Origin of the sequence: Mesorhizobium sp. B2-8-3, from assembly GCF_006440815.1 — a bacterium.
Lineage (GTDB): Bacteria > Pseudomonadota > Alphaproteobacteria > Rhizobiales > Rhizobiaceae > Mesorhizobium.
This window is the reverse complement of sequence record NZ_VFTW01000004.1, coordinates 259699-286469: the sequence shown is the minus strand read 5'-3', so window position 1 is coordinate 286469 and position 26771 is coordinate 259699. Positions and strand designations below refer to the sequence as shown.

Annotated in this window: 24 protein-coding genes; 10 read left to right on the top strand and 14 right to left on the bottom strand. The window is 64.3% G+C overall.

Features of this window, described 5'->3' with window-relative positions; all coding sequences use genetic code 11:
- Positions 1–9 precede the first annotated feature (9 nt).
- Positions 10–1830 carry a membrane protein insertase YidC gene (gene yidC / locus FJ418_RS09145; protein ID WP_140641885.1) on the top strand — a complete coding sequence of 607 codons (1821 nt, stop codon included), beginning with the start codon at positions 10–12 and terminating at the stop codon, positions 1828–1830.
- 445 nt (positions 1831–2275) lie between these two features.
- Here yidC and FJ418_RS09140 read toward each other — a convergent pair whose 3' ends face one another.
- Genes FJ418_RS09140 through FJ418_RS09130 form a run of 3 tightly spaced genes read right to left on the bottom strand, consistent with a single transcriptional unit; the run spans position 2276 to position 5563 of the window.
- On the bottom strand, positions 2276–3820 hold the full coding sequence (locus tag FJ418_RS09140; protein WP_140654507.1) for a DHA2 family efflux MFS transporter permease subunit: 1545 nt from the start codon (positions 3818–3820) through the stop codon (positions 2276–2278).
- Entirely contained in the window at positions 3817–5106 is a 1290-nt protein-coding gene (locus tag FJ418_RS09135) for an HlyD family secretion protein (protein WP_140858832.1), read from the bottom strand. Before FJ418_RS09135 ends, FJ418_RS09140 begins: the two co-directional genes overlap by 4 nt.
- Positions 5099–5563, bottom strand: a complete 465-nt coding sequence (locus FJ418_RS09130; RefSeq protein WP_140864964.1) for a MarR family transcriptional regulator — start codon at positions 5561–5563, stop codon at positions 5099–5101. Before FJ418_RS09130 ends, FJ418_RS09135 begins: the two co-directional genes overlap by 8 nt.
- A 166-nt stretch (positions 5564–5729) precedes the next feature.
- On the opposite strand from FJ418_RS09130, the gene FJ418_RS09125 reads away from it, so the two are divergent.
- The 3 genes from FJ418_RS09125 to yihA all read left to right on the top strand — a co-directional run bounded on the left by FJ418_RS09125 (position 5730) and on the right by yihA (position 7438).
- Positions 5730–6044, top strand: a complete 315-nt coding sequence (locus tag FJ418_RS09125) for a hypothetical protein (RefSeq protein WP_140654510.1) — start codon at positions 5730–5732, stop codon at positions 6042–6044.
- Positions 6045–6131: 87 nt separating this feature from the next.
- Positions 6132–6770 (top strand): CatB-related O-acetyltransferase, encoded by a 639-nt coding sequence (locus FJ418_RS09120; RefSeq protein ID WP_140864962.1) that lies wholly within the window; start codon positions 6132–6134, stop codon positions 6768–6770.
- Between the two features lie 32 nt (positions 6771–6802).
- Positions 6803–7438, top strand: a complete 636-nt coding sequence (yihA, locus tag FJ418_RS09115; protein ID WP_112098374.1) for a ribosome biogenesis GTP-binding protein YihA/YsxC — start codon at positions 6803–6805, stop codon at positions 7436–7438.
- A 12-nt stretch (positions 7439–7450) separates the two neighbouring features.
- Here the strand turns inward: yihA and FJ418_RS09110 are convergent, their stop codons facing one another.
- The gene (locus FJ418_RS09110) at positions 7451–9925 is read right to left on the bottom strand and encodes a DNA translocase FtsK (protein WP_140864960.1); all 2475 of its coding nucleotides are present in this window, start codon (positions 9923–9925) and stop codon (positions 7451–7453) included.
- 220 nt (positions 9926–10145) lie between these two features.
- Positions 10146–10844, bottom strand: coding sequence for a TetR/AcrR family transcriptional regulator (locus tag FJ418_RS09105; protein WP_140641901.1), 699 nt, complete (start codon positions 10842–10844; stop codon positions 10146–10148).
- A gap of 133 nt (positions 10845–10977) precedes the next feature.
- Here FJ418_RS09105 and FJ418_RS09100 point away from each other — a divergent pair, with 133 nt between their 5' ends.
- Positions 10978–12171, top strand: a complete 1194-nt coding sequence (locus FJ418_RS09100; RefSeq protein WP_140864959.1) for an HlyD family secretion protein — start codon at positions 10978–10980, stop codon at positions 12169–12171.
- A 118-nt stretch (positions 12172–12289) separates the two neighbouring features.
- Positions 12290–13903, top strand: a complete 1614-nt coding sequence (locus FJ418_RS09095) for a DHA2 family efflux MFS transporter permease subunit (protein WP_140864957.1) — start codon at positions 12290–12292, stop codon at positions 13901–13903.
- 93 nt (positions 13904–13996) lie between these two features.
- Here FJ418_RS09095 and msrB read toward each other — a convergent pair whose 3' ends face one another.
- The 4 genes from msrB to FJ418_RS09075 form a co-directional block, all read right to left on the bottom strand.
- Positions 13997–14500 carry a peptide-methionine (R)-S-oxide reductase MsrB gene (gene msrB, locus FJ418_RS09090; RefSeq protein ID WP_140864955.1) on the bottom strand — a complete coding sequence of 168 codons (504 nt, stop codon included), beginning with the start codon at positions 14498–14500 and terminating at the stop codon, positions 13997–13999.
- Between the two features lie 234 nt (positions 14501–14734).
- Positions 14735–15292, bottom strand: coding sequence for a fasciclin domain-containing protein (locus FJ418_RS09085; protein WP_140864954.1), 558 nt, complete (start codon positions 15290–15292; stop codon positions 14735–14737).
- A gap of 224 nt (positions 15293–15516) precedes the next feature.
- A complete protein-coding gene (locus tag FJ418_RS09080) occupies positions 15517–16239 on the bottom strand; it encodes an anti-sigma factor (RefSeq protein ID WP_140864952.1) in 723 nt (240 codons plus the stop codon).
- The gene (locus FJ418_RS09075; RefSeq protein WP_140864950.1) at positions 16236–16775 is read right to left on the bottom strand and encodes a sigma-70 family RNA polymerase sigma factor; all 540 of its coding nucleotides are present in this window, start codon (positions 16773–16775) and stop codon (positions 16236–16238) included. The genes FJ418_RS09080 and FJ418_RS09075 overlap by 4 nt, the downstream gene beginning before the upstream one ends.
- A gap of 143 nt (positions 16776–16918) precedes the next feature.
- On the opposite strand from FJ418_RS09075, the gene FJ418_RS09070 reads away from it, so the two are divergent.
- Entirely contained in the window at positions 16919–18433 is a 1515-nt protein-coding gene (locus FJ418_RS09070; protein ID WP_140864948.1) for an amidase, read from the top strand.
- Positions 18434–18885: 452 nt separating this feature from the next.
- Positions 18886–19779 (top strand): acetylglutamate kinase, encoded by an 894-nt coding sequence (gene argB, locus FJ418_RS09065; RefSeq protein WP_140641918.1) that lies wholly within the window; start codon positions 18886–18888, stop codon positions 19777–19779.
- A 44-nt stretch (positions 19780–19823) separates the two neighbouring features.
- Here the strand turns inward: argB and bchE are convergent, their stop codons facing one another.
- Both bchE and FJ418_RS09050 read right to left on the bottom strand, forming a co-directional pair.
- Positions 19824–21392, bottom strand: a complete 1569-nt coding sequence (bchE, locus tag FJ418_RS09060) for a magnesium-protoporphyrin IX monomethyl ester anaerobic oxidative cyclase (RefSeq protein ID WP_140864946.1) — start codon at positions 21390–21392, stop codon at positions 19824–19826.
- A gap of 289 nt (positions 21393–21681) precedes the next feature.
- Positions 21682–22158, bottom strand: a complete 477-nt coding sequence (locus tag FJ418_RS09050; RefSeq protein ID WP_140864942.1) for an Lrp/AsnC family transcriptional regulator — start codon at positions 22156–22158, stop codon at positions 21682–21684.
- Between the two features lie 135 nt (positions 22159–22293).
- Here FJ418_RS09050 and phhA point away from each other — a divergent pair, with 135 nt between their 5' ends.
- A complete protein-coding gene (gene phhA / locus FJ418_RS09045; RefSeq protein ID WP_140641925.1) occupies positions 22294–23130 on the top strand; it encodes a phenylalanine 4-monooxygenase in 837 nt (278 codons plus the stop codon).
- Between the two features lie 93 nt (positions 23131–23223).
- Here the strand turns inward: phhA and FJ418_RS09040 are convergent, their stop codons facing one another.
- The 3 genes from FJ418_RS09040 to FJ418_RS09035 form a co-directional block, all read right to left on the bottom strand.
- Positions 23224–24663, bottom strand: coding sequence for a GMC family oxidoreductase (locus FJ418_RS09040; protein ID WP_140864940.1), 1440 nt, complete (start codon positions 24661–24663; stop codon positions 23224–23226).
- Positions 24660–24818 (bottom strand): hypothetical protein, encoded by a 159-nt coding sequence (locus tag FJ418_RS31860; RefSeq protein WP_181166880.1) that lies wholly within the window; start codon positions 24816–24818, stop codon positions 24660–24662. The genes FJ418_RS09040 and FJ418_RS31860 overlap by 4 nt, the downstream gene beginning before the upstream one ends.
- 168 nt (positions 24819–24986) lie before the next feature.
- On the bottom strand, positions 24987–25748 hold the full coding sequence (locus FJ418_RS09035; RefSeq protein ID WP_140641929.1) for a GGDEF domain-containing protein: 762 nt from the start codon (positions 25746–25748) through the stop codon (positions 24987–24989).
- A 150-nt stretch (positions 25749–25898) separates the two neighbouring features.
- Here FJ418_RS09035 and FJ418_RS09030 point away from each other — a divergent pair, with 150 nt between their 5' ends.
- Positions 25899–26606 (top strand): pyrimidine 5'-nucleotidase, encoded by a 708-nt coding sequence (locus FJ418_RS09030; protein ID WP_140641931.1) that lies wholly within the window; start codon positions 25899–25901, stop codon positions 26604–26606.
- Positions 26607–26771 lie beyond the last annotated feature (165 nt).

Genomic DNA, 26771 nt, shown 5'->3' with positions numbered 1-26771 from the left:
AGGCTTTCGATGGAAAACAACCGCAATTTCTTCATCACCATCGCGCTGTCGGTGCTGATCCTGACCCTCTGGCAGGTGTTCTACATGAACCCGCGCATGGAGCAGCAGCGCGAGCAGACCCGCGTCGAGCAACAGCGCGTCGAGGCGCAGAAGAAGGAAGCGGGCGGCGGCGCCAACTCCGGCGCGGCCGGAACGCCGGCTCCCACCGCCGGCGCGATCCCCAACGCGCCCGGCGGCGATACGGTGACGGCGGCCAGCCGCGACCAGGCTGTTGCCGCGACCAAGCGCGTCAAGATCGACACGCCCAGCCTCGAGGGTTCGATCAACCTGACAGGCGCGCGCCTCGACGACCTGAAGCTCAAGCACTACACCGAGACGGTCGACAAAAACTCGCCCGAGATCCAGCTTCTCAACCCGCAGGCGCTGCCCACCGGCTATTTCGCCGAGATCGGTTTCGTCGGCACCGACAAGACAGGCGCGGTGCCTAGCTCGGACACGGTGTGGAGCGTCGAAGGCAATCCGACGCTGACCCCGTCGACGCCGGTGACGCTCACCTACACCAACGACAAGGGCCTGACCTTCAAGCGCACCATCTCGGTCGACGACAACTACATGTTCACCGTTTCCGACACGGTGCAGAATTCGGGAAGCGCAGCCGTCAGCCTGTTCAACTACGGCCGCGTCACGCGCTATGACAAGCCGGCCGTCGCCAGCACCTATGTGCTGCATGAAGGCCTGATCGGTGTCACCGGCACCGAAGGGCTGACGGAATACAAATACGCGGCCATCGAAAAGGACAAGGAAGTCAAGCCGGGCAAGTCGACAGACGGCTGGCTCGGCATCACCGACAAATACTGGGCCGTCACCCTGGTGCCCACCGAAAAGCAGCCCTTCCAGCCGCGCTACGGCTACTTCGAGGACGGGCGCCACCGCTATCAATCCGACTTCCTCACCGATGCGATCAATGTCGGTGCCGGCCAGTCCGCGACTGTCGAGACGGAGATTTTCGCCGGCGCCAAGGAAGTCGCCAAGATCAACGCTTATGAGGCTGACCGTCACATTCGCCAGTTCAACTTGTTGATCGACTGGGGCTGGTTCTACTTCATCACCAAGCCGATGTTCTGGCTGATCGACACGCTCTACAAATTCTTCGGCAATTTCGGCCTGGCGATCCTCGCCACCACCGTCGTCGTCAAGGCCATCTTCTTCCCGCTGGCGAACAAATCCTACGCCTCGATGGCGAACATGAAGAAGGTGCAGCCGAAGATGGTCGAGATCCGCGAGAAATACGCGGACGACAAGATGAAGCAGCAGCAGGCGATGATGGAGCTCTACAAGACCGAGAAGATCAATCCGCTCGCCGGCTGTTGGCCGGTGGCGCTGCAGATCCCGGTCTTCTTCTCGCTCTACAAGGTGCTCTACATCACCATCGAGATGCGGCACGCACCGTTCTTCGGCTGGATCCACGACCTTGCGGCGCCCGATCCGACGTCGATCTTCAACCTGTTCGGCCTGCTGCCCTTCGCCGCGCCCGCCTTCCTGCCGCATATGGGCGCCTGGGCGGTGGTCATGGGCATCACCATGTTCCTGCAGATGCGCATGAACCCGGCGCCGCCGGACCCGACGCAGGCGGCGATCTTCACCTGGATGCCGGTGATCTTCACCTTCATGATGGGTTCGTTCCCGGCCGGCCTCGTCATCTACTGGGCCTGGAACAACACGCTGTCGATCCTGCAGCAGGGCGTGATCATGAAGCGCCAGGGCGCCAAGATCGAATTGTGGGACAATCTGGCGGCGCTGTTCCGCAAGAAACCATCGCCAGCGGAATAGAAGGCGCCACGGGTTACAGATCAAAACCCCGGCCTTGGCCGGGGTTTTGTTGGAGATGCCGACGGGACAGCGCCAACCTTCGCGATTGGCCGTGGCCCTCTTCCCGGTCGTCATGTATGGGGCGGAGCAAGGAGCGAAGCGACGCGCGCAGACCCTGGAATCCATGCCGTTACGCTAAGGCGTTGCAACGGTTGCAGAATTCTGCACCGTCACACTCTGCAGCAAGGTCACGGAATGGATCCTCGGGTCAAGCCCGAGGATGACGACGTCACGGAAGTTTCGGCCAATCTCCAACGCCGGCATCAGTAGCGCCCGCGCCAACCTTCGCGATTGGCCCTGGCCCTCTTCCCGGTCGTCATTCCAAGGCGGAGCAAGGAGCGAAGCTCGAGTCAAGCCCGAGTATGACGACGTCGCGGGGGCCGGATGGCCGAGCTGAGCGGACGCCTCACTCCATAACAGCGCTGTGGTCGACCTTGGCCGGCGTGCCCGGCTTGCGCAGCAGAAGCACCAGCGGGATGGCGGCTAAAGACAGGATCATCATCAGCTTGAAGTCGTCGACATAGCTGATGATCGTCGCCTGCAGCGTCACCAGGCCATCGAGCGCGGCGCGGCCGGCGGCGGTGTAGGGGCTCAGCGCCTGCGAGACCGCCGGATCGCTGAAGGCCGGGTTGTACGGCGTCACATAGGTGGCGATGTTGGCGTGGTTGATCTGCTGGTTCTGCGTCAGCAACGCCGTGACGACCGAGATGCCGACGCTGGAGCCGATGTTGCGCGACAGATTGTAGAGGCCGGTGCCCTCAGAGCGCCGCTCCGGCGCCAGCGTGGCGAAGGTGATGGTGGTGAGCGGCACGAACAGGAAGCCCAAGCCGGCGCCCTGGATGAAGCCGGTGCTGATGATCGTCCATTGCGAGACGTCCGGCGTCCATCCGGTCATGTCGTACATCGCCCAGGCGGTGATGGCGAGGCCGATGAACAGCAGCCAGCGTGTGTCGACCTTGCCGACCAGCCTGCCGACGATGAACATGCATGCCATGGTGCCGAGGCCGCGCGGCCCCATGACGATGCCGGCCGTCACCACCGGATAGCCCATCAGAGTCTGCAGGTAAGGCGTCATCAGCGCCAGCGAGGCGAGATAGGTGATGCCGATGATGAAGATGAACACCATGCCGACGGCGAAGTTGCGGTCGAGGAACAGCCGCGGGTTCACGAAGGTGTCGCGCGCGGTGAAAGTATGGACGATGAAGATGTAGAAGGCCGAGGCGCAGACCAAGGCTTCGACGATGATCTCGGCCGAGGAGAACCAGTTGAGCTGCTCGCCGCGGTCGAGGAACATCTGCAGCGAGGCGATGGCGATCGAGAGCATGCCGAAGCCCAGCCAGTCGAGCCTGGCCTTCAAGTCGAGCTTGGTTTCCTGGACGAACATCGAGACGCCGATAAAAGCCAGCGCGCCGATCGGCACGTTGATGTAGAAGACCCAGCGCCAGGAGACGTTCTCGGTCAGCCAGCCGCCGATGACCGGGCCAAGCACCGGGCCGACCATGACCGAGACGCCGAACAGCGCCATGGCCGAGCCGCGCTCCTCGACGCTGTAGATGTCGAGCAGGATCGACTGCGACAGCGGCACGAGCGCCGCGCCGAACAGGCCCTGCAGCAGGCGAAAGCCGACGATCTGCGGCAGCGACTGGGCGAAACCGCACAGCACCGAGGCGACGACGAAGCCGGTGATCGCCACCAGAAGGATGCGCTTGCGGCCGAAGCGGTTGGCGAGATAGCCGGACGGCGGCGTCATCACCGCGGCGGCGACGATATAGGAGGTGAGCACCCAGTTGATCTGGTCGGCGCTCGCCGAGACGCTGCCCTGGATATAGGGCAGCGCGACGTTGGCGATGGTGGTGTCCAGCGCCTGCATGATGACCGCAAGGATCACACAAGCGGTGATGGCGCCGCGATTGGCGACCACGGGCGCGCCTGTCGCGGAAGCCGTCGTCATGACTTTGGTCCGGATTGCTTGAAGAGATTGGTGATGAAATCCGGCAGGCCGCGGGCGTGGCCGGTGTCGATGCTGACGACGGCGCTCATGCCGCCGCGCAGCGGCGGCTTGCCGTCCGGATCGTCGATCGTCACGCGCATCGGGATGCGCTGCACGACCTTGACCCAGTTGCCGCTGGTGTTCTGCGCCGGCAGCAGCGAGAAGCTGGACGAGGAAGCAGGGCTGATCGAGCCGACGGTGCCGTGCCAGACCTCGCCCGGATAGCCGTCGATGCTGATCGTCGCCGTCTGGCCGGGACGCACATAGGTGAGCTCGGTTTCCTTGGGCTCGGCCGCGATCCAGATGTCGGTCGACGACACCAGGCTGAAGGCCGGCTGCGAGGCCGGCAGGTACTTGCCGACCTGCAGCGCGTCGACATTGGTGACGATGCCGTCGAACGGCGCCTTGACGACGGAATCGTTCAGGTTGCGCTGCGCGTCGTCCACCGCCGACTGGGCCTGCAGATAGAACGGGTTCTGCTCGACCGGCTGGCCGGCGTCGCCGCCGAGCTGGGCAAGCATCGCCTGCGCCTGCGCCTTGGCGACAGTCACCTTCTGGCGGGCCGCAACGAGGTCGTGCTGGGCGCTGTCGAAGGTCGCCTTGGAGGCGGTCGAAGTCTTGAGCAGGTCCTGCTGACGCTGGAAGGCGGACTCGTAATAGGGGATGTCCGCTTGCGCCTGGTCGATCGACGCGAGCGACTGCTGGTAGCTCGCCTGCAGCGTCAGCACCTGGTTGCGCACGGTGCCGAGCTGCGCCTTGGCGCCCGCGAGCGCGGTTTCGAAGGAGGCAGGCCGCAGCCGGAAGAGCACATCGCCCTTCTTCACCGCCTGGTTGTCGTGCACGTCGATCTCCTGCACGGTGCCGGAAACGTCGGTCGAGACGCCGAGCGATTGCGCCTGGATATAGGCGTTGTCGGTGGTCATGATCTGGCCGCCGATGACGTAGTAGTAGCCGCCGGCCACCAGTGCGACGGGCAGCAGCGCAAACAGGATCGGCCGCGTCAGGCTGCGGCGCGGCTTTACGGGAGCGGGCGGAGCCACCGTGACGGCTGCCGGCTTCGGCTGTGCCGAGGGAGCCTCGGCTACCGGCTCCGGCGCCACGGGCGCTTCCAGCTCGTCGTCTTCGACGACAGGCGGGTTGGCGCGCCTCTGTTCGCGCTGGCTGTCCAGGCTGATGACCTGGTCGCTTACTCTTTCGCCGACATTTTCCTCGTCGGTGGGCTTTCTGGGTGAGGTTCCTTCAGACATGGACTTTCTCCCGGTCGAGGGCCGGCTGGGCGCAGGCCTGGAGCAGATTGGATTTGATCAGGCAAAGGGTTTGCAGCAGTTGCCGCTGCGCTTCCGCGGACAGGCCGGTGAAGGCCTCCTCGCGCGTCTTCTGGCCGTTGCTGCGCATCACTTCGATGAGCGGATGGGCCTTCGGGGTCAGATAGAGAAGCCACGCCCGGCGGTCGGCCGGATTGGGCCGACGCTCGATGAAGCCGCGCGCCTGCATCTTGTCGAGCAGCCTCGCGAGCGTGATCGGCATGATCTCGATGAGGTCGGCCAGCTTGTTCTGGTGGATGCCCTCACGCAGCGAAAGATAAGCCAGCACCTGCCACTGCGCGCGGGTCAGGCCAAAGGCTCGCGACCGCTGCTCGAACCGCTTCCTGAGCAGGCGCGCGACATCGTGCAGCACAAAGCTGATATTTGGCGAGGTGGACATGGGAGGACTTCGGAGGCTGCGGACAAACTTTCGTGAGCATGCTTATTATCATCATGCACATAATCCTGCTGGACGCGGAGCGCAAGACCGACTAAGGCGCTTGGTAAAAATATCGCATAGGCCAAAACCCGGCCGGGCCGGCCTGGTTTGCGGCAAGGACAAGACGATGAACCGGCTCAAGATCATCATGCTGGCGCTGCTGGCGGGATATGCTTTTCCGGCCGCCGCGAAGGACGCGGTGAGCTGCGGCGGAGCGGCGATGCTGGGTGGCGCGCAGCTCAATTGCAGCCACGTGCAACCCAAGGCGCCGCCGCAATTCTGCACCTTCAGCTGGGCGCTGCACACGACGGCCGGCGAGCAGAAAATCGTCGAAGGCAGCTTCTCGCTGCCGCCCGGAGCCTCGAACGTACAGGTCTATCAGGGCAGCGGTTTCGACAGCGCCCTTTCCAACCCGATCGTGATCTGCCGCGGCAACCATTGAACGGTTGGCGCTGCGGAACGGATCACGTTAGTTTGATCGCGCGCGGGTGCCGTCGGCCGCGCCCAAACACGCCTGCAAAGGACCGCGATGACCGGACCCAACCCCAACATCAAGCATCCGATTGCGATGCATCCGCGCGTCGGCTTCCTGAAGGGGCTGGTGAGCGCGCCGAATATCGAGATCGGCGACTTCACCTATTACGACGACCCCGATGGTCCCGACAAATTCGCAGAGAAATGCGTGCTGCATCACTACGACTTCATCGGCGACCGGCTGGTGATCGGCAAGTTCTGCGCCATCGCCGAGGGCGCGCGCTTCATCATGAACGGAGCCAACCACGCCATGTCCGGCTTCTCGACCTATCCGTTCAACATCTTCGGCCATGGCTGGGAGGAGGGTTTCGACCCGCGGACATGGTCGAACGAGATCCGCGGCGACACCGTCATCGGCAATGACGTGTGGATCGGCATGGACGCGGTGGTCATGCCGGGCGTCAAGATCGGCCACGGCGCCATCGTCGCCGCGAAATCGGTTGTCACGCACGACGTGCCGCCTTATGCGATCGTCGCCGGCAATGCGGCCAAGGTGGTGAAGATGCGCTTCGATGAATTCACGGTGCGGCGGCTTTTGACGGCAGCATGGTGGGACTGGCCGGTCAATAAGATCAGCCGCAACCTCGATGCCATCCGCGGCGCCGATATTTCCAAGCTGGAGGCAGCGGTTTGAACGCGCCCGACAAGAGCACGAACGAAACGGCGATAAGCCCGGAGCTGTTCACCCGCGGCTGGATCTTCATCCGTGGCGTGCCGTCGATGAAGTTCCTGCCGCCGGAAGGACCGCCCGAGATCGCCTTCGCCGGACGCTCCAATGTCGGCAAGTCGTCGCTGATCAACGCGCTGGTCGGGCACAAGGGCCTGGCGCGGACATCGAACACGCCGGGGCGCACGCAGGAGCTCAACTATTTCGTGCCCGACGGCTTTTCCGGCGAAGGCGCCGACCTGCCGCCGATGGCGCTGGTCGACATGCCGGGCTACGGCTACGCCAGCGCGCCGAAGGACAAGGTCGATGAGTGGACGAAACTCATCTACGAGTATCTGCAGGGCCGCGTGACGCTGAAGCGCGTCTATGTGCTAATCGACGCGCGCCACGGCATCAAGGCCAAGGACGAGGAAGTGCTGACCCTGCTCGACAAGGCGGCCGTGTCCTACCAGGTGGTGCTGACCAAGACCGACAAGATCAAGGCCGCCGGCGTGCCGAGGCTGATCGAGGAGACGCTGGCCAAGATCAAGAAGCGGCCGGCGGCATTCCCTGTGGTGCTGGCCACCTCGTCGGAAAAAGCCGCCGGGCTGGACGAGTTGCGCGCCGCCATCGCCCTGGTGGCGAACGGCGGCTGATTTCGTTGGACCTCAATCCATCTCGTCGCGTTCAGGCTCGCGGTCGCGCCGGCCGGTGAGTATCTCGCGCTTGCCGACATGGTTAGGAACGCCGACCAGGCCTTCCTTCTCCATGCGTTCGACCAGCGAGGCGGCGCGGTTGTAGCCGACGCCGAGGCGGCGCTGGATGTAGGAGGTCGAGCATTTCTTGTCGCGCTTGACCACCTTGACCGCTTCCTCATAGAGCGCGTCGCCATCCTCCTCGGCGATCGCGCTTTTGTCGAAAACCGGACCGGCGTCGGCGGCTTCCTCGGCTTCCTCCTCGTCGGCGGTGACGGTGTCGAGATATTCGGGACGTCCCTGCGCTTTCAGATGCGCCACGACCTGCTCGACCTCCAGGTCGGACACGAAGGGACCGTGCACGCGCGAAATGCGGCCGCCGCCGGCCATGTGCAGCATGTCACCCTGGCCGAGGAGCTGCTCGGCGCCCTGCTCTCCGAGGATGGTGCGGCTGTCGATCTTCGACGTCACCTGGAAGGAGATGCGGGTCGGGAAATTGGCCTTGATCGTGCCGGTGATGACGTCGACGGACGGGCGCTGCGTGGCCATGATCAGATGGATGCCGGCGGCGCGCGCCATTTGCGCCAGCCGCTGGATGGCGCCTTCGATCTCCTTGCCGGCGACCATCATCAGGTCGGCCATCTCGTCGACGATGATGACGATGTAGGGCATGGGCGCGAGGTCGATCGCGCGCTCCTCGAACAGCGGCGCGCCGGTGCCCTTCTCGAAGCCTGCCTGCACCTGCATGGTCACGACCTCGCCCTTGTCTCGGGCGCTTGCGGCGCGCTGGTTGTAGCCGTCGATGTTGCGCACGCCGAGGCGCGCCATCTTGCGGTAGCGGTCCTCCATCTCGCGCACCGCCCATTTGAGCGCTGTAACCGCCTTCTTGGGATCGGTGACGACCGGCGTCAGGAGATGCGGGATGCCGTCATAGACCGAGAGTTCCAGCATCTTAGGGTCGACCATGATGAGGCGGCATTCCTGCGGCGTCAGCCTGTAGAGCAGCGACAGGATCATGGTGTTGATGGCGACCGACTTGCCGGAGCCGGTGGTGCCGGCCACCAGCAGATGCGGCATCTTGGCGAGTTCGGCGATGACCGGCTCACCGCCGATCGTCTTGCCGAGGCCGAGCGCCAGCTTGCAGGAGGTGTTGCGGAAACCGGCCGATCCGACCAGCTCGCGGAAATAGACCGTCTCGCGCGTTTCGTTGGGCAGCTCGACGCCGATGACATTGCGGCCCGGCACCACGGCGACGCGAGCCGAGATGGCCGACATGGAGCGGGCAATATCGTCGGCCAGGCCGATGACGCGGCTGGATTTCACGCCCGGTGCCGGCTCGAACTCATAGAGCGTGACGACCGGGCCGGGGCGGACATGGATGATCTCGCCCTTGACGCCGAAATCCTCCAGCACGCTTTCGAGCAGGTCGGCGTTCTGCTCCATCCGCTCCTGCGACATGTAGAAGCCCTGGCCTTCCGGCGGCATCTGCAGAAGGTCCTCGGAGGGAAGCTCGTAACCGGCCATCGCAGACAGCGGCACAACCTCGCCGGCCATGGGCAGCGAAGGCGTCCGCCTGGCCGTCCTTGCACTCGACGGGGCGGAAACCGGCACGGGTTCGACAGGCGTCGGCTGGACGGCCGCGAAGGCCGGCGTGGACATCGAGGCAGAGCCAGCATTCGACACGTTGGAGCGCCATTCGATGACCCGGTAAAACGACGTCGCCTCGCTCATGAAGGGGGCATGGGCTTGGCTCGACTGGGCCGCCGGACGATGCGCCGGCATCGGCTTGACCGGCGGTTGCGCCGGAACGGCCGGCGCCTGACCGGCTTCGTTCAAACGCGCCCGCGCCAGGCGCTCGGCGAGGAAGGGCATGCCGAATTCGAAAAAGGCATGATCGGAAAGATAGGACCAGCGCAGTCCGCTTGGGCGCGGTTTTGGCGTCGGAGCGGCGGCAACCTGGGAGGGCGCCGCGGCCGGAGGGATTGCGGCAGGGGCAATCGCGGAAGGCGCGCGGACCGGTCTGGTTTGCATCGGCGCTGCGGCGGGAGCGGCTGCGACGGTGGGACTTTTGCGGACCGGAGCGGCGGCTGCCGGCCGCGCGGGCCGGACGGGCTCGGATACCTTGCCATGCGCGGCATCTTCCACCTGGGGGGCGGCGCGCCTGGAGAGATCGGTATCCGGTGTGCGGGTGAACCGTACATTGGGCGCAAGGAAGAAATAGTCCTGCCATGCCGGGCGGCTGAACTCGCCGCCATCGGCCGATTCGGAGGATGCGGCGCGAGCCGCGTCCGCTTCGCCTGCCGGCGCAACGCGCAACGCGACCACCTGCCCCGATTGCGCCTGCGGCTGCGAGGCCCCGCCACCGCGCCCGTTCGTGCCGTGATCGTCTTCGCCGTTGTAAGCGGAAGCGCCGGAAAGATTGGCACGGGAAAAGCGCGTGGATGTCATTCTCGAGACTCGCCGATTGAACGTCTCCCGAGACATAGGAAGCGATGGTTAACAGGTCCTTCCGAAAGTGGCTGCCGGACGATGCCGATCGAAATTTTGAGAGGGCCGCGGACGATCCCGACGACGTCGCGTTCAGCCGTCATTGCCCGCGCCGTCAAAGACGCGGCGAGGCCCTTCAGCCTTGCTTCGCACGCTTTGGGATCCACGTGCCCCGGGGCAATCAGGCCGATTGCAACGCCTTTTCCTCGGCGAAGAATTTTTCCGTGGCGTAGGCCTTGAGGAAGACGTCGACACCGGAGGTCACGATGTGCTCGATCTCCGCCTGGCTCGGCGCCTTGGTGCGGTAGGAAAAGATGCACTGGCGGAACAGTCCGGCGAGACAGAGCTCGGTGAACTGATAGGCGGCAAGGTCGACATCGTCGATCTTGAGCAGGCCGCGTTCGACGGCTTCAATAAGGAAAGCCATGACCTTGTCGTGGCCGCGCTTCGGGCCGCGCTCGTAGAAGCGCGCGCCGAGCTCCGGGATCCTGTCGGACGCGCCGACCACCGTGCGCTGGGCCTGGATGACCTTGGCCGAGGTGATCTTGACGGAAAGCACGGTGCCAAACTTCACCAGCGTCTTGCGCAGGTCGTCGAAGTGGTCGAGCACCTCATACATATTCTTGAAGATGGTGCCGCGCTCTTCCTCGATGAGAGCCTCGAACAGCTCTTCCTTGTTTTCGAAATAGACGTAGATCGTGCCTTTGGAGACGCCTGCCTCGCGCGTGATGTCGTTCATCGAGGCGGCCTCGAAGCCCTTGTCTATGAAGACGCGGCGGGCGCCCTCGATGATCTGGGCCCGTTTTACAGGATCCTGCCCGGCCGCCGGACGGCCCTTGCGCAAGTCGAGCAGATCGCTATCGGCTGTCGTTTCGACCATGGAAGTCATTCCCTAGAAAATATTTCGAACCGCTCGGTTCGATTTCCTCTTGATATGGTCCTCTTTCCGCGCTATGTCAACGGCGAATTCGAACCGAACGGTTCAGTCTGACTGACATTCCAGAGAGATCGCCATGTCCTCGAACGCGCCCGCCACCGCCGAAGTCCGCACGTTTCCCAACGCCAAGGTCCAGCCCTCGACCGAAGCCCCGGAAGCGCCTGTCCAGCCCGTCACCCCGGTCGCGCCTCCCGCGGCCGACGCGCCGGCCAGGAAGAAGCGTTCGGTGCGCTCTTTCCTTCTGCCTATCATCGGCCTTGCCCTCCTCGGCGCCGGGTCCTGGTACGGATACAACTATTGGACCGACGGCCGGTTCATGATCGCCACCGACGACGCCTATGTCCAGGCCGATATGTCGTTCGTGTCGCCGAAAATATCCGGTTACATCGACAAGGTGCTGGTGAGCGAGAACCAGCAGGTCAAGGCCGGCGATCCGCTGTTCGTCATCGACAATGGTGACTACAAGATCGCGGTCGCCCAGGCCGAGGCGCAGATCGCCACATTGAGCAAGACGCTCGACCGCATCGACGCCCAGACCAAGGCGGCCCAGGCCTCGCTGTCGCAGGCCGAGGCGCAGAAGGTCGCGGACCAGGCCGCCGCCGATAATGCGGCGCGCGCCCAGGTGCGCGCCGCGCAGCTGCTCAAGACCCATGTCGGCACGCAGGCCCAGCTCGACGACGCCCAGACCGCGCTCGACCAGGCCAAGGCGGCGCTTGTCGGCGCCGACGCGCAGATCGCCGCGGCGCAGGCCAATGTCGGCGTTCTGGAAGCGCAGCGCGCGGAATCGGCCTCGACGCTCGCCTCGCTGCGGCTCACACGCGACAAGGCGCAGCGCGACCTGTCCTTCACCGTGCTGAAGGCGCCCTATGACGGCGTCGTCGGCAACCGCTCGGTCGAGCAGGGCGACCTCGTCAGCCCCGGCCAGAAGCTCGCCGTCGTCGTGCCGATGGACAAGCTCTACATCGTCGGCAACTTCAAGGAGACGCAGCTTGGCCGCATGGTGCCCGGCGAGAAGGTCCGCATCACCGTCGACGCGATCGACGGCCAGACCTTCGAGGGCACCGTGTCTTCACTGGCGCCGGCTTCGGGCGCGGTGTTCTCGCTGCTGCCGCCGGAAAACGCCACCGGCAACTTCACCAAGGTGGTGCAGCGCGTGCCCGTCCGCATCGACGTCCCGGCCGACGTCTTGAAAACCGGCAAGCTGCGCGCCGGCCTGAGCGTCGTCGTCGCGGTCGACAGCCGCACCGCGCCGGCCTCGACGACCAACTAATTGGGGGGCGGTTCGGTGGCCATTCGAGCGCCGAGCCGCCCAGCCTGCTTTATCCGTTTCGACGCAATTCGGGACCGCCACGCGCTTGTCCTCGAGAATTGCCTAGGGAGGCCATGACATGGCAACCGCAACCATCACCGCAGGATCGGCACCGGGACGCCCGGTCGCTGCCGCGCCGGCCCTGCCCGCGGACCATATGCCTGTGCGCCGCGTCGTCGCCTTCCTGGCGATGGTGTTCGGCATGTTCATGGCGATCCTCGACATCCAGATCGTCTCGGCCTCGCTGTCGGAAATCCAGGCAGGCCTGAGCGCCAGCTCCGACGAGATCCCGTGGGTGCAGACCGCCTACCTGATCGCCGAGGTGGTGATGATCCCGCTGTCGGGCTTCCTCAGCCGCATGCTGTCGACGCGGGTGCTGTTCACCACCGCGGCCGCCGGTTTCACCGCGGCCAGCGCGCTCGCCGCCACCGCCACCAATATCGACCAGATGATCGTCTACCGCGCCATCCAGGGTTTTATCGGCGGCGGCATGATCCCCAGCGTGTTCGCGGCCGCCTTCACCATCTTCCCGCCCTCCAGGCGCGCCGTCGTCTCGCCGATGATCGGCCTGGTGGCGACGCTGGCGCCGACGATCGGCCCGACGGTGGGCGGCTATATCAGCCATGCCATGTCCTGGCACTGGCTGTTCCTGATCAATGTCGTGCCCGGCATCCTGGTGGCGACGGCGGCCTGGGCGCTGATCGATTTCGACAAGCCCAACCTGAAACTGTTCTCCAAGTTCGACTGGTGGGGCCTCGCCGGCATGGCCGCCTTCCTCGGCTGCATGGAATATGTGCTGGAGGAAGGCCCGAACCATGATTGGCTGCAGGAGCCGGCGGTGTTTGCCTGCGCCATCATCATGACCATCGGCGGCATCATCTTCTTCTGGCGCGTCTTCACCGCCGAGGAGCCGATTGTCGACCTCAGGGCCTTCAGCAACGTCAACTTCGCCTTCGGCTCGCTGTTCTCCTTCGTCGTCGGCATCGGCCTTTACGGGCTCACCTATCTCTATCCGGTGTTCCTCGGCCGTATCCGCGGTTACGATTCGATGATGATCGGCGAGGCGCTGTTCGTCAGCGGCCTGGCGATGTTCTTCACCGCGCCCGTTGCCGGCATCCTGTCGAACAAGATCGATCTCAGGCTGATGATGATGATCGGCTTCCTCGGCTTCGCCACCGGCACCTGGTGGATGACGAACCTCACCGCCGACTGGGATTTCTATGAGCTGTTGATCCCGCAGATCCTGCGCGGCTGCTCGATGATGCTGTGCATGGTGCCGATCAACAACATCGCGCTCGGCACGCTGCCGCCGGAACGGCTGAAGAATGCGTCGGGCCTGTTCAACCTGACCCGCAACCTCGGCGGCGCCGTCGGCCTCGCGCTCATCAACACGGTGCTGATCGACCGCAACGCCTTCCACTATGCGCGGCTCGCCGAGCATGTGCAGTGGGGCAGTCAGGCGGCGCAGGCCAAGCTGCAGAACATGACGCAGACTTTCGAGCAGACCGCCGGCCTCGACGCCACAAGTGCCGCGATCTCGAAACTGTCCGGCATGGTGCAGCAGCAGGCCGCGCTTTTGTCCTTCATGGACGTGTTCATGATGCTGACGGTGCTGTTCGCCTCGCTTGGATTCTTCGTTCTGTTCATCAACAAGCCGGCCCAGCAGGGCGGCGGTGGCGGCGGAGGTCATTGAGGAGCCGGAACCCCCGCCTGGCTTCCTCAACGCGTGACCCCGGAAATCGGCGACGATTTCCGGGGTCATTCTTTTCGGCAGGACTGGATTTGCTCAGGCGGCGGCCGGCTTGAAGCTCAGCGCCACGCCGTTGATGCAATGGCGCAGGCCGGTGGGCGGCGGACCGTCGTCGAAGACATGGCCGAGATGGCCGCCGCAGCGGCGGCAGTGGACCTCGGTGCGGGTCATGCCGAGAGAATTGTCCACGGTCTTGCCGATGGAGTTAGCGATTTCCTGGTAGAAGCTCGGCCAGCCGGTGCCGGAATCGAATTTCGTCTCCGACGAATAGACCGGCAGGTCGCAGCCGGCGCAGGCGAAGATGCCCTTGCGATGCTCGTTGAGCAGCGGGCTGGTGCCGGGATATTCGGTGCCCTCTTTGCGCAGCACGTCGAAGGCCTCGTCCGAAAGGATGGCGTGCCACTCGGCATCGGTCTTTGTGACCTCGAAGGTCTCGGCGGCAAGAGCGGGTTTCGGTCCGCCGGCGCGCAGCATCGCCCCGGATCCGACGATGAGAGCGATGGCGGCAGCCCCGCTCCAGAGAAAATCGCGACGGTTCATGGCCGTTCCTCCTGACGCATTTTGCCAAGATAGAGCGCCGCCCGGAAATCAAAAGCCGGTGACGCCCTATCCGTCATGTTGAGCAATTCCAGACGGAAACCGCGTGGCGCCTTGCTGGAATTGCCGCTCCGCGCCCCCTTTCGGGACAGCGCGGAGCACACCCTTGCCGGCGGCGCGGATCTTGGATGTCGCGGCCGGCGCTCAGCCATGTCTTCGCCGGCCAGGTCCGCTTTGTTACATCTTCGGCAAGAGAACCTTGTCGATGACGTGGATGACGCCGTTCGACTGGCGGACATCGGCGATGGTGACGTTGGCGACATTGCCGTTCTCGTCGGTAACGGTGACGTTGCCGCCCTTGGCCTTCAGCATCAGCTCGCAACCGCCGACCGTCTTGACCTGGTGGGCGCCGCCATCGGCCTTGGCCATCTTGGCGACATCGGCGGCCAGCGCCTTGGCGGCGATGACATGGCAGGTGAGTATCTTGGTCAGCTTGTCCTTGTTTTCGGGCTTGAGCAGCGTTTCGACGGTGCCCGCGGGAAGCGCCGCAAAGGCTTCGTTGGTCGGCGCGAAGACGGTGAACGGACCGGGGGTCTGCAGCGTATCGACCAGGCCGGCAGCCTTGACGGCAGCGACCAGCGTGGTGTGGTCCTTCGAATTGACGGCGTTCTCGATGATGTTCTTCTTGGCGTACATGGCCGCACCGCCGACCATCGGATTGGCGGCATAGGCAACGGCGCCGAGCGCGGAAAGGCCGATCGTGGAGGCAAGCAAAAGGGTGGCGAATTTACGCATGGTAATAAGTCTCCTCGGGTTGTTTTTCCCATCCTTGGGAACGCGAGGAGATACGGACCTTGGAAAGCTAAGTTTCGCCTCCGCCGGAAGAATTTTTCTTCTCGGCAAAATACGATACGGATTTTCATGGATGCAATCTGGCGGCGCGTTGAACTTGTTCGCTATAGCCACGGCCGAACATGGATTTGTGCCATTCTTGCAGCTGTAGAATTCTGCCTGAGCTGTCAGATGCCCTTCAGGTCACCCGCGGCGACGACCGGACCGGTCGGCTGACCGGTCGGCGAACCGCCCGAAGGCTCAAGGCTGACGGCGAGCACGGCGCCTCGCGCCAGCTTCTGCTGGACGGCCGGCGTGACCGCCATGCGCGCGGTCGGGCCGGCGGGGATGACGCCCATCGAGACCGGCGCGTTCTTGCCTTCGATCATCCACAATTCGAAATCCTTGCCGGCGCCGCGATCGCCGGAGACCAGCGACAGGCCGACCTCGTGGCGGGCGGCGTCATAGACGGCAAGGTATTTGACATTGCTGTTGTCGGCGGCGAGCGAGGCGACCAGCCTGGTCTCGGGCGGCTGGACCGGCGGGTTGACATAAGGCAGGGCGACATAGACGGCCAAGGCGGCGATGGCCGCCGCGGCGAGGCCGCGCCAGAAGGCCAGGCTCGCCCACAGGCCGGCGCTGGGCGCCGTGGGCGTGGATGCGGACGACGCGAACAGGCGGCGGTCGATCGCCGCCTTGATCGAAGCCGGCGGCTCGACCGCGGCATAGGCGGCAGCCATCGGCGTGAAGTGGGCTTCCCAGGCATCGACCAGGCGGGCGAACGCCGTCTCGGCGTCGATGCGGCGGGACGCGATCTGGCGTTCGTCGGCCGCCAGAACGCCGAGAACGTATTCGGCGGCGAGCAGCTCGTCGCCTCCACGTTCCGGTCCGTTGTCTTCCGCCAGCGTCATCTTTCCAGGCATTCTCTAAGTTTGAGCAGGCTTCGCCGCAGCCAAGTCCGCATCGTGTTCAGCGGAACCTTGAAGCGCTCCGCCAGCTCGGCATAGCTTTCGCCGCTCAAATAGGCGCCCCGGACGGCCGCCGCCCGGTCTTGTTCCAGCTCGTCAAGGCAATGGTAGATGCGTTCGGCCTCGCCGGCCGCCACTGCCATGGCCTCAGGTCCCGGCGTCGGATCGGCGACGTCGAAGGCCGTATCGATGTTGGCAGAAGGGCTGCGCCGCGCCCGGATGCGATCAATCGCATGGTTGCGCGCAACGGCCACCAGCCAGGAAATCGGGCTCAAATCGGAAACCGCGAAACGATCCGCCTTCATCCAGATTTTGACGAAGACCTCCTGCAGCGCTTCTTCCGCATCTCCCCTGTCCCGCAATACACGAAGGCAGACACCGAAAAGTTTCGCGCTGGTCTGCTTGTAGAGCAGATCGAACGCTGCCCGGTCCTTCATCGAAGTCCGGACGATCAGCTTGCTGATGTCCTGCGGCGCCATGCAGGCAAATTAGAAGGTTGCGATTTATTTGCAACGGGCGCCGGGAGCTTGGTCACCCCAAGGTTTGTCGTGCCATTGGCTTGTCGAATCCCGATACCGATTTGCAGGCTCATGAGATAGTCTTCGCCAAAAGAGGGGCGGCGATGTCGATTGAACACGTGCTTTGGGAGCGGGACGCGACCGGTCTCGCCGACCTCGTGCACAGGAATGAAATCTCGCCGCCCGAACTGGTCGACGCGGCGATCGCGCGCGCCGAGGCGACACGGCCCGACATCAACGCCATCGCCACGCCGCTTTACGAGGCAGCGCGGGCACGGGCGAAGGCCGTCGACCGCACGCTGCCGCTGGCCGGCGTGCCGTTTGCGCTCAAGGACCTCGGCATCGGGCTCAAGGGGGTGCCGATCCACGGCGGCAGCCGCATCCCGCCCTTCACGGCCGATTTCAGCTCGGTGATGGTCGAGCGTTATCTTGCAGCCGGCCTGATCCCGATCGCCACCAGCACCTCGCCCGAGCATGGGCTGAGGCTGATGACGGAGTCGGCCCGCTTCGGCATCACCCGCAATCCCTGGAACACGGGCCACACGACCGGCGGCTCATCGGGCGGATCGGCAGCGCTCGTCGCTGCGGGCGTTGTGCCGGCGGCGCACGCCTCCGACGGCGGGGGCTCGATCCGCGTGCCCTCGGCCTGCAGCGGGCTGGTGGGGTTGAAGACCTCGCGCGGGCGCGTGCCGCTGACGCCGCTCGTCAGCGAAAGCTGGTACGGCATGGTGGTCGACCATGCCGTCAGCCGCTCGGTGCGCGATACGGCGCTTCTGCTCGACCTCACCCACGGCGCCGATCCGCTCTCGCCTTACGCGGCGCGCGCGCCGCAGGGTTTCTTCGCGGTCGCCGCGGCGCGCGACCCGGGCAAGCTCACCCTCGCCGTCTACCGCAAGTCGCCGCTCGGCCTGCCGATCTCGGCCGAAACGCTCCAGGCGCTCGACACCGCGGTGGCGCTGGCGCGCGAAGGCGGCCACACCGTGGAAGAGATCGACCTGCCTTTCATCGGCCGCGATTTCATTTCCGATTTCTGCAAGACGGTCGCTTCTGCCGTTGCCGGCACGATCCGGGGCGAGGCGCAGCGCGTCGGCCGTCCGGTGACCGGCGAGGTCGAGCGTGCGACCCGCGTTCTCGCACGTCTCGGCGAAATGCTGTCCGCCGGCGAAATCTATGAGGGCGTGCAGCGGCTCAACGCCACGGCGCGGCGGCTGATCGAAGAGACCGCGCGCTTCGACGCCGTGCTGATGCCGATCATCGCGCATCCGCCTTTGGCCTGCGGTTCGATGGACCCCAAAGGCGCCGACGAATTCGTCGAGAACCTGCTCGACAAATTGCATCTCACCCGCCTGCTCAAGGTCAAGGCGCTGTTCGGCCAGCTGATGGACAAGAGCCTTTGGTTCACCCACTGGCCGGCGATCCAGAATGTCAGCGGGCAGCCGTCGATCGCGCTGCCGGTGCATGTCACCGCGGACGGCCTGCCGCTCGGCATCCAGGCGGCCGGCCGGCCCGGCGACGAGGAGACGCTGTTGTCCTTCGCCGCGCAGATGGAGAAGCTTTCGGGTTGGCTGAAGCGGCGGGCGCCGCTGAAAGTGCCTGGTGGTTCTGCGCAGGGATTTTGAAAACTGCCACTTATCACGGTAAGATTGTCATCGTCATTTCGGTGAGATCAGCGCAAACGCTGCGAATTGGCCGAAGCCTTCCGACCTCGTCATTCCAGGGCGGAGCAGCCGCGAAGCGGCGTCGCGGAGACCCTGGAATCCACGCCGTGACCTTGATCGTAGACTGCAGCAGAGCAGAATTCTGCACGGTTGCGGCGCTCATGCGTCACGGAATGGATCCTCGGGTCTGCGCGCGTCGCTTCGCTCCTTGCTTCGCCCGTGGATGACGAGGTTGGGCCGTTTCGGCCGATCTCCAAGGCATGCCACCTACCAACACAGATACGGCCTGCCCGTCAAAATCACTGTGCTGGGGAACTAGCAGATTTCGTCATTGTGACCGCAAAGCCGTTTGCGGCCTGCGGCAATTCCCGCTAAGACGCCGCCGTCCTTTCCTAGAAGCCGGGAACCAATCGATGACGGACATCGCCGCCACCGCCGAAATGCAGGCCGCGCTGCTTTCGCGCGCGCTGCCCTATATGCAACGCTACGAGAACAAGACCGTGGTGGTGAAGTATGGCGGCCACGCCATGGGCGACCATGAGCTCGGCAAGGCGTTCGCCCGCGATATCGCGCTGTTGAAGCAGTCCGGCGTCAACCCGATCGTCGTGCATGGCGGCGGGCCGCAGATCGGCGCGATGCTCAGCAAGATGGGCATCGAATCCAAGTTCGAGGGCGGCCTGCGCGTCACCGACCAGAAGACGGTCGAGATCGTCGAGATGGTGCTGGCAGGCTCGATCAACAAGGAGATCGTGGCGCTGATCAACGCCGAGGGCGAGTGGGCGATCGGGCTCTGCGGCAAGGACGGCAACATGGTGTTCGCCGAAAAGGCGCGCAAGACGATGGTCGATCCGGACTCCAACATCGAGCGGGTGCTCGATCTCGGCTTCGTCGGCGAGCCGGTCGAGGTCGACCGCACGCTGCTCGATCTTCTGGCGCGCTCCGAAATGATCCCGGTGCTGGCGCCGGTCGCGCCGGGCCGCGACGGCCACACCTACAACATCAATGCCGACACGTTTGCGGGCGCCATCGCGGGCGCATGCCGGGCCTCGCGCCTGCTCTTCCTCACCGACGTGCCCGGCGTGCTCGACAAGAACAAGAAGCTGATCGACGAGCTGACGGTCGCCGAAGCCAGGGCGCTGATCAAGGACGGCACCGTGTCGGGCGGCATGATCCCGAAAGTCGAGACCTGCATCGAAGCGATCGAGCGCGGGGTCGAGGGCGTCGTCATCCTCAACGGCAAGACGCCGCATTCGGTGCTGCTGGAACTCTTCACCGAGCACGGCGCCGGCACGCTGATTGTTCCGTAACAAGGGCAAGTTCACCGTTTTCATGAAACGGTGAACTTGCATAATCAGCCGGCTAATCTTTTTTCACCCGCCTCGGCTCGGACTTCGATAGCAGGCAAGGCCGGCCTGCGGACCGGCCGCCTGACGATCATCGATTCTTCCTCGGCGTCCTGTGGCGCGCCCCAGAACTCAGCAAGCGTTGGGCCGTCCGTGACGCGGCCATCGCGGGCGAGAAAACCCCAGACCTCACGGAACCAGACGCGACGCCCCATCTTCGTGTACCAGCGCATCGAATGGCGCTGCTCGGGATCGGGGTGGAAGAGGATGCGCGCCAGCGCCTTCGGCCGCGACTGCACCGCGACCTCGATCAGCTTGACGGCGAAGAACAGCATCCAGGGTTTCAGCCGGGTCATGTGCAACACCTGGTGCTTGTAGTCCCAGAGGCGCACGTCCTTCTGGATCACCTTGCGGTCGCTGGCGATGCGGAAGAACGGCGTCCAGCGATGCGGCGTGACATAGAGCGCCTGGATCTGGTCCGGATCATAAGCGATGAGCTGGCGGAAGCCGCGCCAGAGATCGCGCAGGGTCTCGTCCTCGAAGCCGGCGACCCAGGTCGCCATCGACAGGATGCCGTGTCGCCTGAGCAGCCGGATCGCCTCGCGGTCGGATTTGGTGCTGCCACCCTTGCGGATCAGCGACAGCGTCTCCTCGTCGGTGTTCTCCATGCCGAGCAGCCAGCGGATGATTCCGCCCTTGCGGTAGAGGTGGAGGATGTCGGCATCGCGCACGATGTCGTCGGCGCGGGTCGAGCCGACGATCAGCACCGGCACATTCTCGGCGATCATGGCATCGAGAAAGGCGCGCCAGGCCTTCTTGAAGGAGGTCGGGTTCTCGTCCGCCAGGTTGATCAGTTCGACGCCGTGCTCGCGATGGAGCCAGGCGATCTCCCTGGCGAATTTGACGGGGTCGCGGTGGCGCCAGCGGGTCCAGAAGCCGCGCTGGCCGCAATAGTTGCACAGATGCGGGCAGCCGCGCGAGAACTGCATGACCACGGCCCGCTTGCCGCCCCAATAGGAGTAGCGGCGATGATCGATCAGCTCCCAGCCGACGCGCCAGGCGTCGAGATCGCCGATCGTCATGGCCGGCTGCGTGGCGACGGGACGGCCGAGGTCGTCGCGATAGGCGATGCCGGCGACGCTTGCCACCGGCTGGCGCATCTCGATGGCCTCGACCAGCGCCGTCGCGGTCGCCTCACCCTCGCCGCGCACGATGAAATCGAAGACGTCCGTCGCCGCCAGGATGTCGCGCCAATGATAGGTCGGGAAGACGCCGCCATAGATGACGATGACGCCCGGTGCGCGGCCCTTGATCGTTTCGGCGATCTTCAAGGCGGTCGGGTGCGCCGAGGTCGAGCCGGAATGGCCGATCAGGACGAAATCCGGTTCGCCGCGCAGGGCATCGTCGACCAGCACGGCAAGCGGCATCGGCCCGAACTCGGCATCGACCAGCCGCACGTCATGGCCGGAATCGATCAGGGGACCGCCGATCGCCAGCAGCCCAAGCGGCGGCAAATGATCGTCGGGCACGCGGCTGCCGATGGCCGTGTGCGGTGGATTGATCAGCACGATGTTCATGGCGGACCTCTTGCGTTGGTCCGCTTGTGCTAGTCGCCTATGTCGAAGCCGCCTTGGCGCGGTTCAGCAGTTTCCACGCAGCTTTTCGGGAGAAGTTTTGTTCTGAAGCAATTCCGGACGGAGGGCTACGGCGAAGTTGCCGAGCCTAAACGCCTCACACTTTCCTGGAATTGCTTTTTGCTTGGACGCAATTTCCGACGGAAAACCGCATCGCACTTTTCCTGGAATTGCTTTTTGCCTGGACGCAATTTCCGACGGAAAACCGCGTCGCACTTTTCCTGGAATTGCGTCAGCGCCGCAGGTGGCTGAGCGGTACGTGGCCAGGTCCCTTGATGTTCTGCAGCACCAGTTGCGTGTGGACGTCGCGCACGCCGGGCAGGCGCATCAGCCGGTGCATGACGAAGGCATTCAGATCGTCCACCGACGGCACCATGACATGCAGCAGGAAATCGTGGTCGCCGGTCATCGTCCAGCAGGACGAGACTTCGTCCATGCGCTGCACGGCGGCGATGAAGCTTTCGGGCGAGCCGTCGCTGTGGCTGACCAGCCGCACCTGGATGAACACCTCGACCGTGAGCCCGACGGCGCGGCGGCTGAGCACGGCGGCAAAGCCCTTGATGATGCCGGTTTCCTGCAGAGCCTCGAAGCGGCGCGCGCAAGGCGTGGTCGACAGGCCGATCTCTTGCGCCAGCTCCGAGACGGGCTTGCGGCCATCGCGCTGCAGGATGTCGAGCATCCTTATCTCGAAACCATCGAATTGAGGCATGTTTTGTCGATCTCACGTCTATCTGAGTTCTTTTACCTCGAAATCAGCTAACGAGCTACAAACAAGGCGGATTTACCTCAGCGTTCGCTCCTAAACTCCTCTCCACGATCCGCGGATCACGATCTCGAGGAGGATATGATGACGATCAGCGTTGCCGATTACGCCGCCGAATGCGCGGCGCAGGGCCTTCGCGGCGACTATTCGGTCTGCCGCGGCGATTTCACCGTGGCGCAGGGCTACGACTATTCAGCCGAGGAACAGGCGGTGTGGCGCATGCTGTGCGACCGCCAGACGAAGCTGACCCAGAAGCTCGCGCACCACTCCTATCTGGATGGTGTCGCCGCGCTCGGCCTGCTCGACAGGATTCCGGATTTCGACGAGGTCAGCGAAAAGCTCACCAGGCTGACGGGCTGGGAGATCGTCGCCGTGCCCGGCCTGATCCCAGCCGGCCCGTTCTTCGATCATCTCGCCAATCGCCGCTTTCCGGTGACCAACTGGCTGCGGACGAAGAAAGAGCTCGACTATATCGTCGAGCCGGACATGTTCCACGATTTCTTCGGCCATGTGCCGATCCTGACCCAGCCGGTGTTCGCCGATTTCATGCAGATGTATGGCGAGAAGGCCGAGGACGTCATTGCGCTCGGCGGCGACGAGATGATCACAAGGCTCTACTGGTACAGCGCCGAATACGGCCTCATCCAGGAAGCCGGGCAGCCGCTGAAGGCCTTCGGCGCCGGGCTGATGTCGTCCTTCACCGAGCTGCAATTCGCGGTCGAGAGCAAGGATGCCCACCACGTGCCGTTCGACCTTGCGACGGTGATGCGCACCGGCTATGAGATCGACAAGTTCCAGCGCGCCTATTTCGTGCTGCCGTCCTTCGATGCGCTGCGCGATGCTTTCGCCCATGGCGACCTCGCCGGCATCGTGGCGCGGTTCAAGGGTCAGCCGGCGCTCGACCCGGCCACGGTCTGAGGTCGGTTTTCGCCCAACCGACATTCAGGGCGGTTCAGCCGCTGACAGGCGGCTGGGCCGCTTTGCATCGGCCAAGCCGGTCTTTTCGGTAGATCAGACGACGATCACCTTGCCGAGGTGCTCGCCCAGGCGGCAAGCGAGCGCGGTGATGGTCGTCGTCGGGTTGCACTGGCCGGAGGTGCAGAACACCGAGGAGCCGCCGACATAGAGATTGTCCATGCCGTGCACCTTGCAATTGGCGTCGACGACGCTTTTCAAGACATCGGTGCCCATGCGGGTGCCGCCCATGTGGTGGTGGCCGGCCGTTTCCTCATTGGTCGGATAATCGTCGCCATTGCCGATCCAGTCGTCGATGCGGACGCGGCCGAGATTCTTCTGCGCCATGGTCGCGCCGAAAAGCTTCAGGCCTTCGAGCAGCGTGCGGCGCTCGAGCGGCGACTTCTTCCAATGCAATTCGATGCGCGGCACGCCGGCGTGGTCGACATCGACCTTCGACAGCTCGATCTGGTTGGAGGCAAGCGGCGCCTGTTCCCAGGCGACGTAAAGCTGGGCCGCGCAGTGCAGCCTCTGGTCCAGCTGGGACGACATCCACTCCGCCATGTTGGGCGCGGTGCAGGCGAGATCGGCGATCAGCTTCTTGACATTGGGATAGGGCGACTCGATCAGCCGGATGCCGAAATTCATGATCCGCAGCCGCTCCATCGCGGCAAGCGTCGGCGAGAAGAAGGCTTCGTTCGAGGCGTCGACCTCGAACTCCGAGTAACTGGCGAGGATGGCATTGCCGCCCTCGAAGGTCGGATGCTCCATCCAGTAGCGGCCGAGCGCCGTCGCATTCGGCACCACGCCGCCATTCGAGCGCTCATTCGACCATAACAGCAGCCGCGAGTTTTCCAGCCCGCCGGTGCAGGTGACGAAATAGTCCGCGCCGAAGGTGCCGGCGTTCTGCCCGTTCGACCAGAGCTTCGCGCCGGTGACGCGCTTGCCGTCGCCGGTAAGCTCGGTCGCGTAGGTGTTGAGCACGACGGCGATGTTCTTGCTCTTGTCGAGTTCGTCGGCGAACTTCTCGCCGAAGCGCACCGCCGGGCTCTTGATCAACTGCACCCAGCGGATGTCGTCCGAAACCGGCACATCGGGGCGGAAGTCGGGAAGCTCGAGGATGTCGTGGACTTCGCCGAGGTAGGGTTCGATGTCGGCGCGGCTGATCGGCCAGCCGGTGTCCGGCGCCCAGGCCTTGGGCTCGAAATCTTGGCTGTCGAGCACGCGGCACCAGCCGGCCCAGTGGTTGGATGAGCCGCCCATGAAGCGCAGCCTGGTGATGTCGAGGTCGAAATAGAAATCGCCGACCGTCCTGCCGCGATAGAAATCCTGCGACTCGTCGCTGAATTCGCGCGAACCCGCCTCCAGGACGACGACCGGGATGCCCGCTGCGCCGAGCTTCCTGGCGATCGTCGTACCGGCCGGACCGGAGCCGAGGATGCAGGCCTTGGGTTTGAAGCCGGCCTGCTTGTAGGCTTCGTAGCTGTCGAAGATCATGCGAGATCGCTCCGCCGCAGGATCCAGCCATTGATCTCGACGATTTCATCGGGGTCGGCCACGGCCGGCTGGTTGCGGAACAGCGACAGCGCGGGCAGCGCGATCAGCGCCTGCACGATCGCGCGGCGCGACATTTTTCTTATGAACCTGCTCATGACACGTCTCTCGATAGGGGCGTCGATCCACGCATGCCGTTCCTGAACGGCACACATGCCGCCAAGGAGGCCAATTCCGTGCCAAACCTAGGTGAAAACGGGGTTACACCCGGAAGTTCAGCGCGGTTGAATATGGACATGGTTAGGGTTTTCCTAACGCCCGCGGCTTCATGCCGCCTCGGGGAGTTCGCGGTCGAGGATCGAAAGATTGCGGCCGCGGTTCTTCGCCTCGTAAAGCCTGCGATCGGCGGCGCGCATCAGATCGGAAACGGTAGCGCTCTCGCCGCAGCTTATGCCGCCGATCGAGACCGTGAGCGGCACGGTCCGCTCGTCGACGGGGCGGAAGCGGATCAGCTCGACCTCGCGGCGGATACGCTCGGCGATATGCTTGGCTTCCGGTTCGCTGGCGCCGACCAGGAAAGCCGCGAATTCCTCGCCGCCGATGCGGCCGAGCATGTCGCCGCTGCGAATGCCGCGTTCGATGGCGCCGGCAATCAGAAGCAGCGCTTCGTCTCCCGTCAGATGACCGTAGCTGTCATTGATCCTCTTGAAGTGATCGGCGTCGATGATGAGCAGCGCGCCGCGATCGCTCTTGCGCCGCGACCCGTCGAGCGCGGCAAAGAAGGTTTCGCGGTTGAGCATGCCGGTCATGTCGTCGCGGCTTGCCTTTTCCGACAGGCGCCTGTGCGCCGCCGCAAGCTGCGCATGGGCGCGGGCAAGCTCGCGATGGGCGTTCTGCAACCGGTCGCTCTGCCAGAAGCTGCTGGCGCTGGCGGCCCAGGCAAGCACGAGCGGGCAAACCGTCGATGCCAGCCAGACGGTGCGGCTCATCGGAAAGCCCATTGCCGGAACCACAATCAGCGTCAACAACAGCGAGGCAGCGACCGAAGCGAACGCCACGGCAGCGGCCCTCAAAAATATGCGACTCATCACTTGCTCCCAACGGATAGCCTCTGTGCCAGCAAGCGCTGAAGGCGACCTTTCCGAGACTTTTAAAATTTGAAGTGAGACGCCATTTTCACACTTCGTGACGCGCATAAGTTGTGGATAACCTCCGCGCCGGCGTGCCATAAGAAGCGTATGACGATGACACCCGATCCTGCCCGCTTTGCCCATGTCACGGACTGGGTGTTCGATCTCGACAACACGCTCTATCCGCATCACTCGAACCTGTTCGCGCAGATCGACGTCAAGATGACCGCCTATGTCGGCGAGTTGCTGACGCTTTCGCGCGACGAGGCGCGCAAGCTGCAGAAGGAGCTCTACCTGGAATACGGCACGACGCTGAACGGGCTGATGAAGCGGCACGGCATCGATCCCGACGATTTCCTCGAGAAGGTGCACGACATCGACTATTCGCGGCTGGTGCCGGATCCGGTGCTGGGCGCGGCGATCCGCCAGCTTCCCGGACGCAAATTCATCTTCACCAATGGCGACCGCAGGCATGCCGAGCGCACCGCGCGCCAGCTCGGCATACTGGAACATTTCGACGCCATCTTCGACATCGTCGCGGCGGGGCTCAATCCCAAGCCGGAGCGCCAGACCTATGAGCGTTTTGCCGAACTGCACTCGGTGACCGGACATAATGCGGTGATGTTCGAGGATCTGGCGCGCAATCTGGCCGTGCCGAAAACGCTCGGCATGACGACCGTGCTGGTGGTGCCGCGCAATTTCGAGCCGACCTTTTCGGAGATATGGGAACGCGACCCTGCAAACGAGGACGACGTCGATTTCGTCACCGACGATCTCGCCAGCTTCCTGACCGCGATCGTCGAGGTCGTGGCCTGAACGATGTTTGCATAGGGCAGGCCTTGGAGGTTGGCCGAAACGCCCATCGCGATCGTCATCCACGGGCGGAGCAAGGAGCGAAGCGACGCGCGTAGACCCGAGGATTCATTCCGTGGCTTTCGAGCGTTGCCGCGGTGCAGAATTCTGCTCTGCTGCATTCCACGG

What these genes read in the sequence shown, in the direction of transcription:
- FJ418_RS09040 (WP_140864940.1), bottom strand. Translation starts at nt 24,663, where the DNA reads ATGATCTTCGACAGCTACGAAGCCTACAAGCAGGCCGGCTTCAAACCC.
- FJ418_RS31860 (WP_181166880.1), bottom strand. Translation starts at nt 24,818, where the DNA reads ATGAGCAGGTTCATAAGAAAAATGTCGCGCCGCGCGATCGTGCAGGCG.
- FJ418_RS09070 (WP_140864948.1), top strand. Translation starts at nt 16,919, where the DNA reads ATGTCGATTGAACACGTGCTTTGGGAGCGGGACGCGACCGGTCTCGCC.
- FJ418_RS09100 (WP_140864959.1), top strand. Translation starts at nt 10,978, where the DNA reads ATGTCCTCGAACGCGCCCGCCACCGCCGAAGTCCGCACGTTTCCCAAC.
- FJ418_RS09130 (WP_140864964.1), bottom strand. Translation starts at nt 5,563, where the DNA reads ATGTCCACCTCGCCAAATATCAGCTTTGTGCTGCACGATGTCGCGCGC.
- FJ418_RS09085 (WP_140864954.1), bottom strand. Translation starts at nt 15,292, where the DNA reads ATGCGTAAATTCGCCACCCTTTTGCTTGCCTCCACGATCGGCCTTTCC.
- FJ418_RS09030 (WP_140641931.1), top strand. Translation starts at nt 25,899, where the DNA reads ATGACGATGACACCCGATCCTGCCCGCTTTGCCCATGTCACGGACTGG.
- FJ418_RS09125 (WP_140654510.1), top strand. Translation starts at nt 5,730, where the DNA reads ATGAACCGGCTCAAGATCATCATGCTGGCGCTGCTGGCGGGATATGCT.
- FJ418_RS09105 (WP_140641901.1), bottom strand. Translation starts at nt 10,844, where the DNA reads ATGGTCGAAACGACAGCCGATAGCGATCTGCTCGACTTGCGCAAGGGC.
- argB (WP_140641918.1), top strand. Translation starts at nt 18,886, where the DNA reads ATGACGGACATCGCCGCCACCGCCGAAATGCAGGCCGCGCTGCTTTCG.
- phhA (WP_140641925.1), top strand. Translation starts at nt 22,294, where the DNA reads ATGATGACGATCAGCGTTGCCGATTACGCCGCCGAATGCGCGGCGCAG.
- bchE (WP_140864946.1), bottom strand. Translation starts at nt 21,392, where the DNA reads ATGAACATCGTGCTGATCAATCCACCGCACACGGCCATCGGCAGCCGC.
- FJ418_RS09035 (WP_140641929.1), bottom strand. Translation starts at nt 25,748, where the DNA reads ATGAGTCGCATATTTTTGAGGGCCGCTGCCGTGGCGTTCGCTTCGGTC.
- FJ418_RS09140 (WP_140654507.1), bottom strand. Translation starts at nt 3,820, where the DNA reads ATGACGACGGCTTCCGCGACAGGCGCGCCCGTGGTCGCCAATCGCGGC.
- FJ418_RS09080 (WP_140864952.1), bottom strand. Translation starts at nt 16,239, where the DNA reads ATGACGCTGGCGGAAGACAACGGACCGGAACGTGGAGGCGACGAGCTG.
- FJ418_RS09095 (WP_140864957.1), top strand. Translation starts at nt 12,290, where the DNA reads ATGGCAACCGCAACCATCACCGCAGGATCGGCACCGGGACGCCCGGTC.
- FJ418_RS09050 (WP_140864942.1), bottom strand. Translation starts at nt 22,158, where the DNA reads ATGCCTCAATTCGATGGTTTCGAGATAAGGATGCTCGACATCCTGCAG.
- yidC (WP_140641885.1), top strand. Translation starts at nt 10, where the DNA reads ATGGAAAACAACCGCAATTTCTTCATCACCATCGCGCTGTCGGTGCTG.
- FJ418_RS09110 (WP_140864960.1), bottom strand. Translation starts at nt 9,925, where the DNA reads ATGACATCCACGCGCTTTTCCCGTGCCAATCTTTCCGGCGCTTCCGCT.
- FJ418_RS09075 (WP_140864950.1), bottom strand. Translation starts at nt 16,775, where the DNA reads ATGGCGCCGCAGGACATCAGCAAGCTGATCGTCCGGACTTCGATGAAG.
- FJ418_RS09120 (WP_140864962.1), top strand. Translation starts at nt 6,132, where the DNA reads ATGACCGGACCCAACCCCAACATCAAGCATCCGATTGCGATGCATCCG.
- FJ418_RS09135 (WP_140858832.1), bottom strand. Translation starts at nt 5,106, where the DNA reads ATGTCTGAAGGAACCTCACCCAGAAAGCCCACCGACGAGGAAAATGTC.
- msrB (WP_140864955.1), bottom strand. Translation starts at nt 14,500, where the DNA reads ATGAACCGTCGCGATTTTCTCTGGAGCGGGGCTGCCGCCATCGCTCTC.